Genomic DNA, 16,063 nt, shown 5'->3' with positions numbered 1-16,063 from the left:
ATTTCACCTACCTTTCAAAGCAATTATGAGCTGCATTTACTACATCTTCAATATTAATTTCAACATCCTTACCATCTTTTATAAATAAACCTAAAAATTCAATATTTCCTTCACCACCGGTAATTGGAGAATAAGTGAGATTAGTTAAAGTAAAACCATCTTCTTTAGCGTACTTAATAACATCTTTAATTACACGACAATGAATCTTTTTGTCTTTAACAATTCCTTTTTTTCCCACATCTTCTTTACCTGCTTCAAATTGTGGTTTGATTAAAGCAACAACTTGGTTATTTGCTTTTAAAATATTTTTTAGAGCATTAAAAATATGTTTTAATGAAATAAACGAAACATCAATTGATGCTAGCGTTGGGATTCCTTCTTGAAATAAATCGATTGTTGCATAACGAAAATTTGTTTGTTCTTTAACAATTACGCGGGGATCATTTCTAAGTTTCCAAACCAATTGATTTGTACCTACATCAACAGCATATACTAATTTTGCACCATTTTGTAAAGCGCAATCAGTAAATCCACCTGTTGAACTACCAATATCTACCATGATTTTATCTTTGATATCTAAAGAAAAATCTTTTAAAGCTTTTTCTAACTTTAAACCGCCACGAGATACATATGGCATAATATTTCCTTTAACATGCAAATTAGAATTAATTGGTATTTTTGTTCCTGGTTTATCAATAATATCATAATCATCATGAACAATTCCGGCCATAATTGCTCGCTTTGCTTTTTCGCGGGAATCAAAAAAACCTTGTTCAACTAATAAAACATCAATTCTCTCTTTTTTCATCAATTATCTCCTTAACTTTTTGATAAAATGATTCCATATCTAATCTTTCATCTTTTAAAATTTCATCAATACTTCCTTGAACTGAAAAATGATCATCAACCCCAAAACTATAAATTCTTTTTAAAATACCATTTTGACTATAATAATATGCAATATTACTTGCTAGAGAATTAATTTTTAATTCAGTTTCATAGATAACCAATGGTTTATCATCAACTATATGATTCAACATTTCAAAATCCATCGGTTTAATAAATAAAGCATCTACTAATCTAATTTTAATATCTTTATCTTCAAAATAACTACGAACTCTATTAACGTTTTGTCCATAACAAATAACTGTACAGTCATAGTCATGATCATTTTCGATAAACCATTTACCAATTGTTAAAAAATCATCATCTTTGACAATTTCATCTTTAATATCTCCTCGAGGAATTCTTAAAATATAAGGATGATCATTATTTTTTATATATGTATTAATAAATTTTTTGGCATCTTTACTATTACTTGGTGTACAAATAATAACATTAGGCAATGGGTTTAAAATTCCTAAATCAAATACACCATGGTGAGTTGGTCCGTCAGCTCCAACAAAACCGCAGCGATCAACACAAATCAAACATCCTAAATCCATTCTTGCAATATCATGATTGATTTGATCATAAGCCCGCTGTAAAAAAGATGAATATACAGAAATAAATGGTTTTTTCTTGGCTATTGCAAGACCTGCTGTAAATGTTAATGCATGTTCTTCAGCAATTCCAACATCAAAACTACGATTTGGGAAATGTTCAAATATATCATCCATACAAGAACCATGAATCATAGCGGGAGTTATTGCAACAATATCTTTATCTTTAGACATATTTAATTCAATATGATCAGCAACCATTTTTGACCAGCTAATTTTATCTTTAGGTGGTGGAGTTTTAATTGTACCATCAACAATATTAAAAGGTGCGATACCATGCCAATTACCTTTAAAATCGTTTTCAGCATATTTATACCCGCGACCTTTTTTCGTTACGACATGAATAACTACACTTGATTTAGACTTTTTGGCCAAATTTAGAACTCTTATCAAATCCTCAAAATCATGGCCATTAACGGGTCCTAAATAATCAACACCAAAATCTTCGAAAATCGTATCATCAATTAAACCATGTTTCACAAAGTCTTTAACTCGTTTAGAAATATTAAAAATCATTTGACCAAATTTATTTTTTGAAGTGATGTTACGATAATCTTGTTTTAGATTATTATACGTGCCACTTAATCTTATAGAAGATAGAAATTCACCAAAACCACCAACGCTTTTGCCAATTGACATTTGATTATCATTTAAAATAATTATTACTTTATTTTTAATTGACCCCAAATGATTTAAAGCTTCCAAAGATTCACCACCAACCATAGCAGCATCACCGATAACAGGAATCACTTCATAATCTTGATGATCTAAATCACGAGCAATAGCCATTGCAACCGCAGAGCTTAGAGCCGTTGATGAATGTCCTGCTTCCCAAACATCATGTTTGCTTTCTGCCTGTTTTTGAAAACCAGATAAACCATTATACTTGCGTAAAGTATCAAAGCGATTCGCTCTACCAGTTAATATTTTATGAACATATGATTGATGACCGACATCAAAAAATATTTTATCTTTAGGAGAATTGAAAACATAATGCAAAGCAATAGTTAATTCTACAACCCCTAAATTACTAGAAAGATGTCCACCAGTTTTTGAAATATTCGTAATTAAAAACTCACGAATATTACTAGATAATTGATTTAATTGTCTGATATCCAACTCTTTTAAAAAAGAGGGATCTTTTATATTGTTTAGATCCATTATTTCACTCTTCTCTTTAATTTTTCCAATACTTCTAAAATTAATTCGTGATTAATTTTTAATTTATTTATCAACGCAGTGGCTTCATTAAAATAACAATCAGCTATCTCTTGTGATTTTTCAACACCCATTAATGTAACATAAGTTGATTTGTTATTTTCAATATCGCTACCAACATTCTTTCCTAATAATTCACTATTACCAACTACATCCAAAATATCATCTTGAATTTGAAATGCTAAACCGATTTTATAACCAATTTCTTTAAATGTTTCTAAATCGTTAACATTAGCAACTAAGGCCCCCATTTGCATTGAAGCACTAATTAAATCACCAGTTTTATGATGATGAATTAAGTCCAATTCTTTACGATTAGCTTTTTTATTTTCAAATTTAATATCCAAAGCTTGACCTAAAATCATCCCATTTACACCACTGGCCTGATATAAAATACTTAATAATGCAATTTTTAACTCACTATTGTAGTTTGCTTTTAAAATAACATTGGCTGCTTCGTTTAATAAACCATCACCTGCTAAAATTGCAGTGGCTTCATCAAATTGTCTATGACAAGTAGGTTTCCCCCGTCTTAAATCATCATTATCCATACCTGGTAAATCATCATGAATTAATGAATAAGTATGAATCATTTCAATTGCACAGGCAGCATCTAAATAATCATGATAATTTAAACCATAACTTTGAATGATTCTAAGCATTAATAATGGGCGAATTCTTTTTCCTCCAGCGAGTAATGAATACTTCATTGCATCTTTGACTTTGGAATCTTGAAAACAATCAGTAATTTTAATTAATCTGGTATTTATCTCCTGAATTATCTGTTTCATGTTATTCCTCAAGATTTAAGTCTTCTAATTTACCATCGACTAATATTTTTGCCACTTTGTTTTCGATTCCTTCTAATTTATCATTGCAAAGTTTAGTTAATTGAATGCCTTCTTGAAATAATTCAACGCTTTTTTCTAATGATATTTGATTGTTTTCTAATGCACTTACAATTTCTTCAAGGCGATTCATCGCCTGTTCAAAAGTAATATTTTCCATAATTTACCTCTATTCAATAATGGCGTTTTTACTACCATCTTTCATTTTTATTTTAATTTTATCACCTGTTTTTAATTCATTTGCAGTTAAAACAACATTATCTTCTTTTAAGACAATTGCAAATCCGCGTTCTAATACTTTTAATGGTGAAAGTGTATTTAATTTAGATAATGTATAATATAGTTTTTCTTTTTCGTATTTTATTTTTTGTTTCATTAATTGTTCCATTGTCTGATTAATTAAATTTAAATGATTTTTTTGTTCAAGCGTAAATAAATTTGCTTGATGATTAAAAGTTTGAATCAAATTTTTAGCATTATTGCTTTGAAAATTCAAATTATAAGTAAAAATATCTTTTAATCGTTCAGACAAATAATCTATTTTAACTTTTTTATCTTCAAATAACTTATTTGGATTTTTAAATAAATAAAATGAATTTAATTTATTCAACATCTGTTTATTTAAAGTTATTTTTTGTTTCATTAATGTATTCAATGTATAATTAATATTATTTACATTCTGTTTTAATTCAACTAAATCAGGTGTTGCTTTAATTCCAGCAGCAGTTGGTGTTGCACAACGATAATCAGCAACAAAATCACAAATCGTATAATCAATTTCATGACCAACGCCACTAATAATTGGTGTTTTACAATTATAAATAGCTCTAGCTAAAGCTTCCTCATTAAAATTCCATAAATCTTCTAAAGAGCCTCCACCGCGGGCTATAATAATAGTATTGAAACCTAAACTATCAACGTAATTCAAGGTTTTAATTATATGTAAATATGCTCCTTTTCCTTGAACTGGAATGGGAAAAACAATAACTCGAACAACTGGAAATCTTAATTTAATCGTTCTTACAATATCTGCTAACGCTGCACTTGGATAAGCTGATAAAACAGCAATTTTGCTAGGAAATTTAGGAATTTCCTGTTTATGTTCTTGATCAAATAGACCTTCTAAAGCTAATGTTTTTTTTAGTTGTTCATATCGTAAATATAAATTACCTAAACCATCTTGTTCAATATTATCAACATATAATTGATATGTTCCAGCTACATCATATACAGAAACACTTGCTTGAATCAAAACTTTCATACCATTTTCTAATTCAAATGGCAATTTTCGTGCTTTTGAAGCAAACATAACTGCATTGATTCTAGACGTTTCATCTTTTAATGTGAAATAAAGATGCCCAGAACTATGGTGTTTAAAATTTGAAACTTCACCTTTAATTAAAATCTTTTGTAACTGTTCATCGCTATCTATTTTAGCTTTTAAATAACGATTTAGTGCGCTAACCGTTAAATATCGTTTTTCCATTACTTAATTTTATTTAATACTCCATTTACAAATTTATAAACATCATCATCACAATATTTTTTAGATAATTCAACTGCTTCATTAATAATAACTTCTTTACTTTGGTCCGTTTCTAATAATTCATAACATCCAACTAAAAGAATTGCAAGTTCCATTTTTGATAATCGTTCAAGTGACCATCCTTTTTTTAAATGTTTTGCAACTTCAGCTTTATACTTTTCAAGATTATTAGCAATGCTACTAATTAACATAACACAATAATCATAATCATCTTTATCATTTGCTAGTTCTTTATCACTATCTAAGTAATTATAAACTTCTTCTGTTGTTATATCTATAAGTAATTTTTGGTAAATTGCAATAACTGCTTTTTCTCTAATTAATTTTTTTCTATATTTCTTCATTCAAACCGTCCTTCCAAAATATCTATAATGATTTTATCATATTTGTATATTAAAATAAATGAATAATAAAAAGATTATCGAAAGATAATCTTTAAAAATTTATACCTTTAATTTCAATATTAACTTTAATATTTTTAATTCCTGTCATTTCAAAACAACTTTGAATAATTTTATTTTGTAATGCAGTAGTTGTGGTTGTAACGTTTAATCCATAATCAATTAGTATTGCTACATCAACAATAACTTGATTATTTTTGTTAAGACGCACGTTTATTGGGGAATTTCCAGGCATGTTGATCATATTCCCTTCAAAGCATATACCATTCATTGCTTTTACAGTTTCAATGATTATTGACTGAAATACATTTAAACCAATATTTAAAGTACCTAAATTTGTTTCTTTTTCGACTGAATAATATTCTTGACTCATATTAACTGCTCCTTTATATACACTTATTGTATATAAAATCAAGATAAAATTCAAGTCTCACTAATAAACTTAACTTCCACTTGATATTCGTTGTTTGTTTTTTCCATTACTGCTTTAATAATATTGTTAGCATCAGTTTCCTTACCATTTTTTTTATCTACAACTACTTTAATTGTTTTATTTTCCACTTCTACAAAGGCATTTTTAAATCCTGCATTATTAATAATATCAGTAATCTTTTTTTCTAAAGCTGCCGTTTCTTTAGCTTCACTAATTGAAGCTAAGGCTGAAGCAATTTCATCACTATTGCTTTTACCAGAAGCAATAATTGCATTATTTTTACTAATTAAATCTTCTCGTTCTTTATCTAAATTTTTTTGCATCATTTCAATTTGTGAAACTTCCTGATCATTTAAAGAAACTTGATTAGCAGTATTTTCTGGAGGCAAAAGAATATAATAAATTGAAAGTACTAAAATTAGACTAAATAAGGTTAAAAAAGTAATTGCTTGTCTATTCATATTTTTTCTCCTTTATCAACTACTCTAGTATATGTTAAAAAGATAAAAATATGAAAATAAACAATAATATATATAAAAAGTGATGATTAAATTTTAATCATCACTGATTAGTTAATTATGCTCTACCTTGATATTTACCATCAACTGTATTTACGATAACAATTTCACCTTCAGAAATAAATAAAGGTACTTTAATTTGATATCCTGTTTCAATAATAGCATTTTTAGTAGCTCCTGTAGCTGTATCACCTCTTACAGCTGGTTCAGTTTCAATAACTTTGAAAGGAACATTGATAGGTAAAGAAACTCCTAATACTTCTCCTTCATAACTAGTTACTTCAACTTCATCACTTTCTTTTAAGAAATTGATTTCCCATTTTAAATTATCAGCAGGAATTTCAATTTGTTCATAAGTTTCATTATCCATAAAAACTAATGCTTCTCCAGAATTATAAAGATATTGCATTTTATTTTTATCAACGTGTGCTTTTTTTACTTTATCATTTCCACCAAATGTAACTTCAGTAGTTGAACCAGATCTTAAATTCTTCATTTTGATTCTAATATTTGCAGCTGCACGAGCTGTTTTATTATGTGAATAATCTAATACAACATATAAGTTACCTTCATATTCAAAAGTAGTTCCTGGTCTTAAATCTCCTACACTAATCATTAAAAAAAATCTCCTTATTTGTAATTTACTTTGTGATTATACCAAAAAATAGTGATAAAGTGAAGTGCTTTTCTTTAATTATCGATATTCAAAAGATAATATCACTAATGAATCAAGTTCAATTTCTAAATTAAAACCAAATTCATTATCATATTTCTTTACTATAGTTTCAATATAATAATAATTTCCAAAATCATCTACAGTATAATTAATTACATAATTTTCAATCTCAATTACATTACTTAATAAAATATCATTTAAAATCATCTCTTTATAGTATCTTATAATACTAAGCTCAATTAATCGTTCGTTATTTAACCTTTTTGTTCTTTTAATCGCTCGACTATTTTCAATAATATTAAGATAAAACACACTAATATTTAAAACTAAAACCATAAAAACAATTAAAACCACTTGTAAAATCGAGCCTTTTGATTTATTCAACTGTTTCATCACTACTATCCTCAATAATCTCTTCATTTTTTAACTGATAATCAGTTGCAATTAAATAATGATATTCATTTTCACCATCATTTAAACACATATAAATATTTTTATCATATCTATAAAAACTTAACTCTTCAACATTTCTAATAATAATATCAAACCCTGGTTCTTTAACAACACGATTTTTATTCAATGATAATGTATATGTTTTATCATCACTATCTAAATATAATAAATTTCCGCCTACTTTAATATCTCTTGCAGTATATAAAATTTTAGCAACTTGTTTTGCTCCCATTGCATAAAAACTAGTATTAACATTAATGTTATTTTTACTAGTAACTATTTTAACGATTGGCAATACATTGATTACAATCAATAAGCAAATAGCTAAAGAAAATAATACCTCAATTAATGTAAAACCTCTTCTATTGATGAATCTAATTGATTTGTTTTCCATAATTCTAATTCCTTATTATTTTGTAATTTTAAATATTCATAATATTCGTGATTATTAGATTGATAATGTTTCAAGGCACTAACATAGCTACTAAAAATCATCACTACTGAGCCTACAAAGATACTAAAAGCTAATAATGTTTCAATTAATGTCATTCCTTTACTCTTTAACATAAAAAACCCCACTTCCAACATTAAATATAATACTTTTACAAGTATTTTTATCGCATAATTTTAAAGTATTTCCAGAATTGATATTACCATTTTTATTAAAATAGAGCTCAAAGCTATTTTCAAAATAATAATTCTCATCTAATTTTAGAACATGCTGATTGCCATCATTATAGCTTATTTGATTATTTTCAATGATGATATCTATTTTTTGATGATTTAACAGTGCTTGAGTTTTAGCATCCTGCAATAAAGAAATAACCTGATTACACTGTTGTTTAATTGATAAATGTACAGGTGATAAGCGTGCATACCTTAATGTAAATAAACTAAGAATAATAATTACACTAATTGAAAAAATAACTTCAATTAGTGTAAAACCACGATTAATTAGCATAAGCTTGACCATCGACAATAGAGATTTTTAAACCACTAGGGCAGGTTATTTGTTTTTCTGTCAAATACGGATGTTCACCCGATGTTAAATCAGAAATACTAGTTGGCAAGTGACCATGCTCGATCTCGTATAATACTATTTGGGAGTTGACTACTTCAACTTGAGCTTCACAGCTTTTTTCTTTAACAACCCGATTTTTACTTGTCACGTTAGGAATAACAAGTAATAAAATAATTAAAATGACTGAAATACAAAAGATCATTTCGATTAACGTAAATCCTTTTCTTTTCATTGTAACCTCCTATAAATTACTAATAACTGACATCATGGGAATAACTATTGATACATAAACTAAAACAACAAAAGTTGCGGTAAAACAATAAATTGTTGGTACAATTATTTTAATTACTTTACTAATTTTAAAATGCAGTATATCAAGTGATATTTTTAAATAATTATCAAGTGATTTATTAGCACGATTATCATGAATCAATAATTTAAAACTGGCAATAAATAATGGTTCAAAATAATTAAAATTAATGATGATTTTTTCTAATGACTCCCCTTTTAAAATCTGTGTATATATTTCATAGATCAACATTTTAATATCACTATCATCGATTTGTTGATAAAGCATAATAACTATATCAGTAGTATCATAACCATTAACTAATAACTCATTATAATAAAGGGCGAATTTAATTGAATAATATTTTTGAATGATATTTTTAATTATAAAAATATGACTAACAAAAAAATCAATTAATTGAAAATACTGTTTATTTATCGCATATATTGCGACAAAACAAAGTCCAATAAAACTGATAAGCAATCCTAAAATCAAAATAGGAATTATTTTAAATAACATAAACATAAATCTAGTTATTAAACTAGGTTCAATTGAAAATTCATTAAATAATTGCATAATTGATGGTAAAAGTGCATATACAATAAATAGTGAAAACATCATTAAAAAAACAATTAATAATGAAGGATATGTTAGCTCTTTTTTTAATTTCATAAAGGTATTGTCTTTTGATTTACAAATATTAACACTTTGTATAATTGCTTTAGATAAATTATTTTTAATTCTAAAAAAATTAAAATATTCTTTAAAAGTTTTATTAAAATCACACTCTAGAATCGCTTCATCCAAACTTTTGCCCTCATTTAACTTTAATTTTAATTGTTCAATTCGATCATTGTTATAAATATACTTACATATATTTAAGACATCTTGAATCAAATATCCCTGCTCTAAAAAAATAGCAATAGTCTCTAAAAAACGATATTCTTCATTCATACAAAACTCCTGTTAACTGTTTTTGATCAACCAAATCATTGTCTAATAAATATTTAGCATTGTCTTTAAAAGTAGTATATTCAACATATCCTTCTTTAAAAAAATGTTTGATCATTGTTCGATTTAAATATTCAACTAAAATAATTGGTTCATGTGAGCTTTTTTGATAAAGTATTTTTTGTGCCATTACCCCAATTAATACATCTTCGACATCAATTTTTAAGATCCCTAAATTTAACAATCTACGAATTGTTGTAAGGCAATTACTAGAATGAATCGTAGTTAAAACTAAATGACCAGTTAAAGCACAAGTTATTGCTAATCTAGCTGTTTGTTCATCACGAATTTCACCAATCATAATGACATCAGGATCATGACGAAGAATTTGTTTTAATGAGTTATTGTATGTAATTCCTAATTTATCGTTGATTTGAATTTGTAGACAATATGATTTTTTTATTTCAATTGGATCTTCTAATGTTACAATATTTTTTTGTTCAAACTTATTTATTGTATCTAATAATGTATATAATGTTGTTGATTTTCCTGAACCAGTTGCACCACTTACAATAAATAAACCAGCATTTAGTTTTACGATTTGATTTAAAAAATCTTTTACATCTTTAAAAACAGTAAGTTCATCTAATGACAAATTACGATGATTATTTAATATACGAACAACAATACTATCGATATCTTTTCCAGGTAAACTAGAAACCCGCAGATAATATATTTTGTTTTCATATGTATAGTTTATATGTCCGGTTTGTGGCATTAACTGGTAATTAATATCAATATTAGATTTAAATCGAATATAATTAATTAATTTTATTCCTACATTATAATCGAGTACATCATATTGAGTTAAACGACCATTTTGTCTAAATGATATAATACATTGTTGTTTTAATAAAAAATGAATATCTGATGTTTTATATGAAATGGCATGATTTATTATTTTTTCAAATAAGTCGTTCATATTTTTCCCTCCTATTACCATATACATTTTTAGATTTCAAATTACTTTTGATTTAAAAAAATATTATATTTTTTATTATATTAATGTCATAAAATAGCATATCAATATATGTCTTATCGATTGATTTTGAAAATACAATGTACTATAATTTTATTGGACATTTAAATAAGATAAGGAGAAGGTTATGAAAATTTCACAAGATATTCATTATATTGGTGTAAATGATCACCAAGTTGATTTATTTGAAGGACAATATGTTGTGCCAAATGGAATGGCATACAATTCTTATGTAATCATGGATGAAAAAATTGCAGTAATGGATACTGTTGATATTAATTTTACCCATGAATGGTTAGATAATTTGGATGATGCATTAAATGGAAAAACTCCGGATTATTTGATTGTACAACACATGGAACCTGATCATTCAGCAAATATTTTAAATTTTATCAAAACGTATCCAGATGCAACTATTGTTGCAAATACAAAGACATTTGTAATGATGGATCAATTTTTTGATTTAGATTCATCAGTAAAAAGACTGGAAGTAAAAAATGGTGAAACATTATCTTTAGGTCAACATAATTTAACTTTTGTATTTGCACCAATGGTACATTGGCCAGAAGTTATGGTTACATATGATAGTAAAGACAAAGTATTATTTTCTGCAGATGGTTTTGGAAAATTTGGAGCTAATGATGTAGAAGAAGATTGGGCATGTGAAGCACGTCGTTATTATATTGGTATTGTTGGAAAATATGGTGCTCAAGTACAAGCTTTATTAAAAAAAGCGGCAACTTTAGATATACAGACAATTTGTCCATTGCATGGACCAGTTTTAACAGAAAATTTAGGATATTATTTAAATTTATATAATATTTGGTCATCATATGGTGTTGAAAGTGAAGGTATTGTTATTGCCTATACGTCAGTTTATGGAAACACTAAAAAAGCCGTTGAATTACTTGCTGAAAAATTAAAAGAAAAAGGTTGTCCAAAAGTTGCAATTCATGATTTAGCACGCGATGATATTGCTGAAGCGGTTGAAGATGCTTTCCGTTACGGTAAGTTAGTTTTAGCAACGACTACCTATAATGCAGATGTTTTCCCATTTATGAAAGAGTTTATTAATCATTTAACTGAAAGAAATTTCCAAAATCGTACAGTTGCTTTAATTGAAAATGGATCTTGGTCACCACTTGCTAATAAAACAATGAAAGAAATGCTTTCAGGATGTAAAAATATTACATTTGCAAACAACTCAGTAACAATTAAATCTGCAGTTAAAAATGATACAATTGAAGCTATTGATAAATTATCTGATGAATTATGCCAAAATTATATCGCTCAATCAGATGATAAAGCTAATAAACATGATATGAGCGCCCTATTTAAAATTGGTTATGGTTTATATGTTGTTACAAGTAATGATGGTAAAAAAGACAATGGTTTGATTGTAAACACTGTTACTCAAGTAAGCGATTCACCAAATCGTGTTGCAGTAAATATTAATAAACAAAACTATTCACATCACGTAATTAAACAAACTGGAAAACTTAATGTTAACTGTTTGTCTGTCGAAGCACCATTTAGTGTTTTTGAACGTTTTGGTTTCCAAAGTGGTAGAACAGTTGATAAATTTGCTGATTTCAAACCACTTTATTCAGATAATGGATTGGCATTTTTACCACGATATATTAATGCTTTTATGTCTTTAGAAGTAGAAAATTACGTTGATTTAGATACACATGGAATGTTCATTTGTAAAGTTAGTGAAGCTCGTGTAATGTCTGATAAAGAAACAATGAGTTATAATTATTATCAAGATCATGTTAAACCTAAACCAAATACAGAAGGAAAAAAAGGTTTTGTATGTAAGATTTGTGGATATATTTATGAAGGTGATACATTACCTGATGATTATATTTGTCCATTATGTAAACATGGTGCAATTGATTTTGAACCAATTGAAAATTAGTTAAAACAAAATATCCGTACATTAATTGCGGATATTTTTATAATTATATAAAGAAATTAAAGGGAGCTAAATGATGGAAAAATATATTGATTTACATATGCATTCTAAATATAGTGATGATGGTGAATTCAAACCAGCTGAACTAGTTGAAAAATGCCATAAAAAAAATATTAAAATTATGGCAATTGCTGATCACAATAGCGTGAAAGCAATAGAGGAATCTAAAAAAGTTGCTAATAAATTAAATATTACATATATTCCTGCAATTGAAATAGATTGTACTTATAAAGGTATTGATTTACATGTTTTAGGTTATGGAATTGATTATCATCATGAAGATTTTGAATCTTTAGAAAAAAATATTTTAAATCAAGAACTTAAAAACTCTAAAGAAAAGATTGAATTAACTAATAATTTAGGATTTGATGTTGACAAAGAAGCATTAAAGAAATTAAGCGCTAGTGGTGTATATACCGGTGAAATGTTTGGTGAAATTTTATTAAATGATCAACGTTATTTAGATCATCCTTTATTAAAACCATATCGAAAAGATGGTAACCGCAGTGATAATCCATATGTAAATTTTTATTGGGATTATTATGCTCAAGGTAAACCTTGTTATACAAAAATGATTTATCCAACTTTAAAAGAAACAATTGAATTAATAAAAGAACATGGGGGTGTTACTGTATTAGCACATCCTGGTAATAACTTAAAAGGAAAATTTGAAATATTTGATGAAATGGTAAAATTAGGTCTAGATGGTGTTGAAGCATTTAGCAATTATCATGATAAAGAAACTGTTCAATATTTTTATCAAGCGGGCTTAAAACATAATATGTTAATTACTTGCGGTAGTGATTATCATGGTAAAACTAAACCAGCGATTGAATTAGGTGAATGTCGATGTATAATCGATGAAAAAGAAATTGAAGAACAACTAAAAAGCTATAATCTAATATAAAAAGCTTACCGATATAAGCTTTTTATATTAGATTATTTTTATTTAAAATAAATCGGGGAATTGTTCTATAATTCCATTTACAAAAAACTAGACATTTTTAAAATCTCATTTTGAACCATATCATAAGCATTTATATCAGCAATATAATCTCCTTGTAATCTAGCAGTTACTTCGATTGTTGTAAGTCTTAAGTGTTCATATAACATATTTTGCACCTTTTCTTTAGGAAAAAATGGGTTGATACTACTAAATGCTTCTGCAATACTTATTAAAAGTAATCGTGTTCACATAGTATTTTCTTGCCGTGTTAAATTCATCAGCTCTAATAATTTAACTTCATCTATACTTACCTAATAGTTATTATCTTGATCCTCTCTTAATCCATCTAATCTATCATTTGAATTTATATCGTCCATAATTTTCCCTCTTAATATAGAATATTAACAGTGGTAAAATTGTTTACTGATTATCTGTTATTAAATAAAAAAGTATGGTATTTATTTAACCATACTTAAAAAATTATTTCATTTTAATAGAATTAAGTTCTTTTTCAAATAGTTTCTTATTTGTTAAAAAGGCAATAACTAAAATAGCAAATGAAATATCGAAAGGACTCTTTAGCGTAATAATTACAATAAACAATCCAATTACATATCCAAAAATTTGAAAAACAAATGGCTTTTTAGAAATACCATGTTCACTAATTAATTTATACTGATTGACTAAATTATGCAATGTAATATAAAATGCCACAATTGCTACTAACACATCTACAGAAAAATTAATTAAATAATTATCTGTCAATAATTCTTTTACAAATAATAAAACTATATAACCACACATTGTTTGCCATAACCCAGAGATTGTATATTTTTCTAATATCTCTTTTTTTATTTTAGCAACTTGTTTTTTTGTTAACTTCTCTTTTTTCATTACTTAGTAACCTTTAATTCATGTGCAGTTGTTTCTTCAATATGACTATTAAAAAATTCTTCCATTACTTTGATCATATAATATGTATCTTTAATTCCTGCCGTTTCATAAGATGAATGCATTGCAAGTTGTGGTAAACCAATATCAACCCCATTCATTGAAACTTGAGCCATTGCAATATTTCCTAAAGTACTGCCACCTACTACGTCAGATCGATTTGCAAAAAATTGTACTGGCACATTAGCATTTTTACATAACCCTTTAAAAACAGCAATACTTACAGCATCACTTGTATACTTTTGCCCAGCGTGTGATTTAACAACAACACCTTCGTTTATATATACACAATTATTGACATCTGTTTTACTTGGATGATTTGGATGAACTGCATGAGCATTATCAGCACTTAACATAAAACTTGAAGCTAAAGCACGATAATATTCTTCATCACTTTTACCTAACGCATTGTTTACACGTTTTAAAACATCTTGTAAAAACGTAGAACCTGCTCCTTGTTTTGTTCCCGAACCAACTTCTTCATTATCAAAACATGCATATACATTAATTGATTTAGCATTATATCCTTTTAAAAATCCTTGTAAACTACTATAAGCACATTGTAAATCATCTAATTGTGGACAAGAAATAAACTCTTCATTTATCCCCCATATAGATGGCTCCATACGGTTATATAAATATAAGTCACTACCATAAATATTTTCAACATCAATATTTAATTTTTCAGCTATTAATTTATTTAAATCTCCTACTTTGCTATCACTACCACCAAATAATGGCAACATGTCTACTTGTTTATTATATGCATAACCATCGTTTACAGCACGATTCATATGAATTGCAACGTTAGGAATTAATACTAAATCACGATCAAAATTAATTAATTTAGTAAGATAACGATCGCCATCACGTACTAAAACACGTCCAGCAATTGATAAAGGCCGATCAAACCAAGTTGAACACAGCATTCCGCCATAACCTTCGGTATTTAGTTGCGTATATTTCCCTCTAATTTCAATTTCAGCATTTTCTTTGATTTTAAAAGTTGGTGAATCACTATGTGAAGCAGCAACATTAAAGCTATAGTTACTTAAATCAGTACCTAAATTTAAAGCAATGATACTAGAATTATTTCTAGAAACAAAATAACGTTTACCTGTTTCAATCTGCCATACTTGTCCTTCTAATAATTCTTCAAAGCCATTTTCTAATAATGTTTTTTTTATGTTATCAATGGCATGAAAAGCAGTAGGACTTTTTTTTATAAATAACATTAATTCCTGCGATATTTTTTTATCCATAAACAAAACCTCCGTATATAAGTATAACATA

At 27.0% G+C, this 16,063-nt stretch carries 21 protein-coding genes; 2 read left to right on the top strand and 19 right to left on the bottom strand.

Annotated features, from left to right (window positions below):
- Positions 1-7 precede the first annotated feature (7 nt).
- The 16 genes from NQ543_RS05850 to NQ543_RS05775 all read right to left on the bottom strand — a co-directional run bounded on the left by NQ543_RS05850 (position 8) and on the right by NQ543_RS05775 (position 10,838).
- Complete coding sequence (locus NQ543_RS05850) at positions 8-808, bottom strand: TlyA family RNA methyltransferase (RefSeq protein WP_004609792.1); 801 nt, start codon at positions 806-808, stop codon at positions 8-10.
- Positions 789-2,663, bottom strand: a complete 1,875-nt coding sequence (gene dxs / locus NQ543_RS05845) for a 1-deoxy-D-xylulose-5-phosphate synthase (protein WP_004609793.1) — start codon at positions 2,661-2,663, stop codon at positions 789-791. The genes NQ543_RS05850 and dxs overlap by 20 nt, the downstream gene beginning before the upstream one ends.
- The gene (locus tag NQ543_RS05840) at positions 2,663-3,511 is read right to left on the bottom strand and encodes a polyprenyl synthetase family protein (RefSeq protein ID WP_004609794.1); all 849 of its coding nucleotides are present in this window, start codon (positions 3,509-3,511) and stop codon (positions 2,663-2,665) included. Before NQ543_RS05840 ends, dxs begins: the two co-directional genes overlap by 1 nt.
- Position 3,512: 1 nt before the next feature.
- Positions 3,513-3,728 carry an exodeoxyribonuclease VII small subunit gene (gene xseB, locus NQ543_RS05835; protein WP_004609795.1) on the bottom strand — a complete coding sequence of 72 codons (216 nt, stop codon included), beginning with the start codon at positions 3,726-3,728 and terminating at the stop codon, positions 3,513-3,515.
- A gap of 9 nt (positions 3,729-3,737) precedes the next feature.
- Entirely contained in the window at positions 3,738-5,054 is a 1,317-nt protein-coding gene (gene xseA, locus NQ543_RS05830; protein WP_004609796.1) for an exodeoxyribonuclease VII large subunit, read from the bottom strand.
- Positions 5,054-5,458 carry a transcription antitermination factor NusB gene (nusB, locus tag NQ543_RS05825; protein ID WP_004609797.1) on the bottom strand — a complete coding sequence of 135 codons (405 nt, stop codon included), beginning with the start codon at positions 5,456-5,458 and terminating at the stop codon, positions 5,054-5,056. Before nusB ends, xseA begins: the two co-directional genes overlap by 1 nt.
- A gap of 91 nt (positions 5,459-5,549) precedes the next feature.
- Positions 5,550-5,888, bottom strand: coding sequence for an Asp23/Gls24 family envelope stress response protein (locus NQ543_RS05820; protein WP_039904156.1), 339 nt, complete (start codon positions 5,886-5,888; stop codon positions 5,550-5,552).
- Positions 5,889-5,938: 50 nt separating this feature from the next.
- Entirely contained in the window at positions 5,939-6,409 is a 471-nt protein-coding gene (locus NQ543_RS05815) for a SpoIIIAH-like family protein (protein WP_004609799.1), read from the bottom strand.
- A 115-nt stretch (positions 6,410-6,524) separates the two neighbouring features.
- A complete protein-coding gene (efp, locus tag NQ543_RS05810; RefSeq protein ID WP_004609800.1) occupies positions 6,525-7,082 on the bottom strand; it encodes an elongation factor P in 558 nt (185 codons plus the stop codon).
- Between the two features lie 78 nt (positions 7,083-7,160).
- Entirely contained in the window at positions 7,161-7,535 is a 375-nt protein-coding gene (locus tag NQ543_RS05805) for a hypothetical protein (RefSeq protein ID WP_004609801.1), read from the bottom strand.
- Positions 7,519-7,989, bottom strand: a complete 471-nt coding sequence (locus NQ543_RS05800; protein ID WP_050752810.1) for a prepilin-type N-terminal cleavage/methylation domain-containing protein — start codon at positions 7,987-7,989, stop codon at positions 7,519-7,521. Before NQ543_RS05800 ends, NQ543_RS05805 begins: the two co-directional genes overlap by 17 nt.
- Positions 7,941-8,162: a PulJ/GspJ family protein gene (locus NQ543_RS05795; RefSeq protein ID WP_004609803.1), complete on the bottom strand. Its 222-nt coding sequence runs from the start codon at positions 8,160-8,162 to the stop codon at positions 7,941-7,943. Before NQ543_RS05795 ends, NQ543_RS05800 begins: the two co-directional genes overlap by 49 nt.
- Positions 8,149-8,556: a prepilin-type N-terminal cleavage/methylation domain-containing protein gene (locus NQ543_RS05790; RefSeq protein WP_004609804.1), complete on the bottom strand. Its 408-nt coding sequence runs from the start codon at positions 8,554-8,556 to the stop codon at positions 8,149-8,151. Before NQ543_RS05790 ends, NQ543_RS05795 begins: the two co-directional genes overlap by 14 nt.
- Positions 8,546-8,848, bottom strand: coding sequence for a competence type IV pilus major pilin ComGC (gene comGC / locus NQ543_RS05785; protein ID WP_004609805.1), 303 nt, complete (start codon positions 8,846-8,848; stop codon positions 8,546-8,548). The genes NQ543_RS05790 and comGC overlap by 11 nt, the downstream gene beginning before the upstream one ends.
- Before the next feature lie 9 nt (positions 8,849-8,857).
- Positions 8,858-9,859 carry a type II secretion system F family protein gene (locus tag NQ543_RS05780; protein WP_004609806.1) on the bottom strand — a complete coding sequence of 334 codons (1,002 nt, stop codon included), beginning with the start codon at positions 9,857-9,859 and terminating at the stop codon, positions 8,858-8,860.
- Complete coding sequence (locus NQ543_RS05775; RefSeq protein WP_039904158.1) at positions 9,852-10,838, bottom strand: ATPase, T2SS/T4P/T4SS family; 987 nt, start codon at positions 10,836-10,838, stop codon at positions 9,852-9,854. The genes NQ543_RS05780 and NQ543_RS05775 overlap by 8 nt, the downstream gene beginning before the upstream one ends.
- A gap of 184 nt (positions 10,839-11,022) precedes the next feature.
- On the opposite strand from NQ543_RS05775, the gene NQ543_RS05770 reads away from it, so the two are divergent.
- Both NQ543_RS05770 and NQ543_RS05765 read left to right on the top strand, forming a co-directional pair.
- Positions 11,023-12,816: a flavin reductase gene (locus NQ543_RS05770; protein ID WP_004609808.1), complete on the top strand. Its 1,794-nt coding sequence runs from the start codon at positions 11,023-11,025 to the stop codon at positions 12,814-12,816.
- A 73-nt stretch (positions 12,817-12,889) separates the two neighbouring features.
- Entirely contained in the window at positions 12,890-13,780 is an 891-nt protein-coding gene (locus tag NQ543_RS05765) for a PHP domain-containing protein (protein ID WP_039904160.1), read from the top strand.
- A 77-nt stretch (positions 13,781-13,857) separates the two neighbouring features.
- On the opposite strand, the gene NQ543_RS05760 is transcribed toward NQ543_RS05765, so the two are convergent.
- The 3 genes from NQ543_RS05760 to NQ543_RS05750 all read right to left on the bottom strand — a co-directional run bounded on the left by NQ543_RS05760 (position 13,858) and on the right by NQ543_RS05750 (position 16,032).
- Positions 13,858-13,986, bottom strand: coding sequence for a hypothetical protein (locus NQ543_RS05760; RefSeq protein WP_004609810.1), 129 nt, complete (start codon positions 13,984-13,986; stop codon positions 13,858-13,860).
- Between the two features lie 313 nt (positions 13,987-14,299).
- Positions 14,300-14,713, bottom strand: a complete 414-nt coding sequence (locus tag NQ543_RS05755; protein WP_004609811.1) for a hypothetical protein — start codon at positions 14,711-14,713, stop codon at positions 14,300-14,302.
- Positions 14,713-16,032, bottom strand: a complete 1,320-nt coding sequence (locus tag NQ543_RS05750) for a M18 family aminopeptidase (protein ID WP_259935709.1) — start codon at positions 16,030-16,032, stop codon at positions 14,713-14,715. The genes NQ543_RS05755 and NQ543_RS05750 overlap by 1 nt, the downstream gene beginning before the upstream one ends.
- Between the last annotated feature and the right edge of the window lie 31 nt (positions 16,033-16,063).

Origin of the sequence: Thomasclavelia spiroformis DSM 1552 (assembly GCF_025149465.1) — a bacterium.
In the GTDB taxonomy this organism is placed as follows: domain Bacteria; phylum Bacillota_I; class Bacilli_A; order Erysipelotrichales; family Coprobacillaceae; genus Thomasclavelia; species Thomasclavelia spiroformis.
This window is presented reverse-complemented; position numbering and strand designations above follow the sequence as displayed.

What these genes read in the sequence shown, in the direction of transcription:
- efp (WP_004609800.1), bottom strand. Translation starts at nt 7,082, where the DNA reads ATGATTAGTGTAGGAGATTTAAGACCAGGAACTACTTTTGAATATGAA.
- NQ543_RS05815 (WP_004609799.1), bottom strand. Translation starts at nt 6,409, where the DNA reads ATGAATAGACAAGCAATTACTTTTTTAACCTTATTTAGTCTAATTTTA.
- NQ543_RS05790 (WP_004609804.1), bottom strand. Translation starts at nt 8,556, where the DNA reads ATGCTAATTAATCGTGGTTTTACACTAATTGAAGTTATTTTTTCAATT.
- dxs (WP_004609793.1), bottom strand. Translation starts at nt 2,663, where the DNA reads ATGGATCTAAACAATATAAAAGATCCCTCTTTTTTAAAAGAGTTGGAT.
- NQ543_RS05805 (WP_004609801.1), bottom strand. Translation starts at nt 7,535, where the DNA reads ATGAAACAGTTGAATAAATCAAAAGGCTCGATTTTACAAGTGGTTTTA.
- NQ543_RS05780 (WP_004609806.1), bottom strand. Translation starts at nt 9,859, where the DNA reads ATGAATGAAGAATATCGTTTTTTAGAGACTATTGCTATTTTTTTAGAG.
- NQ543_RS05850 (WP_004609792.1), bottom strand. Translation starts at nt 808, where the DNA reads ATGAAAAAAGAGAGAATTGATGTTTTATTAGTTGAACAAGGTTTTTTT.
- nusB (WP_004609797.1), bottom strand. Translation starts at nt 5,458, where the DNA reads ATGAAGAAATATAGAAAAAAATTAATTAGAGAAAAAGCAGTTATTGCA.
- NQ543_RS05775 (WP_039904158.1), bottom strand. Translation starts at nt 10,838, where the DNA reads ATGAACGACTTATTTGAAAAAATAATAAATCATGCCATTTCATATAAA.
- NQ543_RS05800 (WP_050752810.1), bottom strand. Translation starts at nt 7,989, where the DNA reads ATGGAAAACAAATCAATTAGATTCATCAATAGAAGAGGTTTTACATTA.
- NQ543_RS05795 (WP_004609803.1), bottom strand. Translation starts at nt 8,162, where the DNA reads ATGTTAAAGAGTAAAGGAATGACATTAATTGAAACATTATTAGCTTTT.
- NQ543_RS05820 (WP_039904156.1), bottom strand. Translation starts at nt 5,888, where the DNA reads ATGAGTCAAGAATATTATTCAGTCGAAAAAGAAACAAATTTAGGTACT.
- xseA (WP_004609796.1), bottom strand. Translation starts at nt 5,054, where the DNA reads ATGGAAAAACGATATTTAACGGTTAGCGCACTAAATCGTTATTTAAAA.
- comGC (WP_004609805.1), bottom strand. Translation starts at nt 8,848, where the DNA reads ATGAAAAGAAAAGGATTTACGTTAATCGAAATGATCTTTTGTATTTCA.
- NQ543_RS05755 (WP_004609811.1), bottom strand. Translation starts at nt 14,713, where the DNA reads ATGAAAAAAGAGAAGTTAACAAAAAAACAAGTTGCTAAAATAAAAAAA.
- NQ543_RS05840 (WP_004609794.1), bottom strand. Translation starts at nt 3,511, where the DNA reads ATGAAACAGATAATTCAGGAGATAAATACCAGATTAATTAAAATTACT.
- xseB (WP_004609795.1), bottom strand. Translation starts at nt 3,728, where the DNA reads ATGGAAAATATTACTTTTGAACAGGCGATGAATCGCCTTGAAGAAATT.
- NQ543_RS05760 (WP_004609810.1), bottom strand. Translation starts at nt 13,986, where the DNA reads ATGTTATATGAACACTTAAGACTTACAACAATCGAAGTAACTGCTAGA.
- NQ543_RS05765 (WP_039904160.1), top strand. Translation starts at nt 12,890, where the DNA reads ATGGAAAAATATATTGATTTACATATGCATTCTAAATATAGTGATGAT.
- NQ543_RS05770 (WP_004609808.1), top strand. Translation starts at nt 11,023, where the DNA reads ATGAAAATTTCACAAGATATTCATTATATTGGTGTAAATGATCACCAA.
- NQ543_RS05750 (WP_259935709.1), bottom strand. Translation starts at nt 16,032, where the DNA reads ATGGATAAAAAAATATCGCAGGAATTAATGTTATTTATAAAAAAAAGT.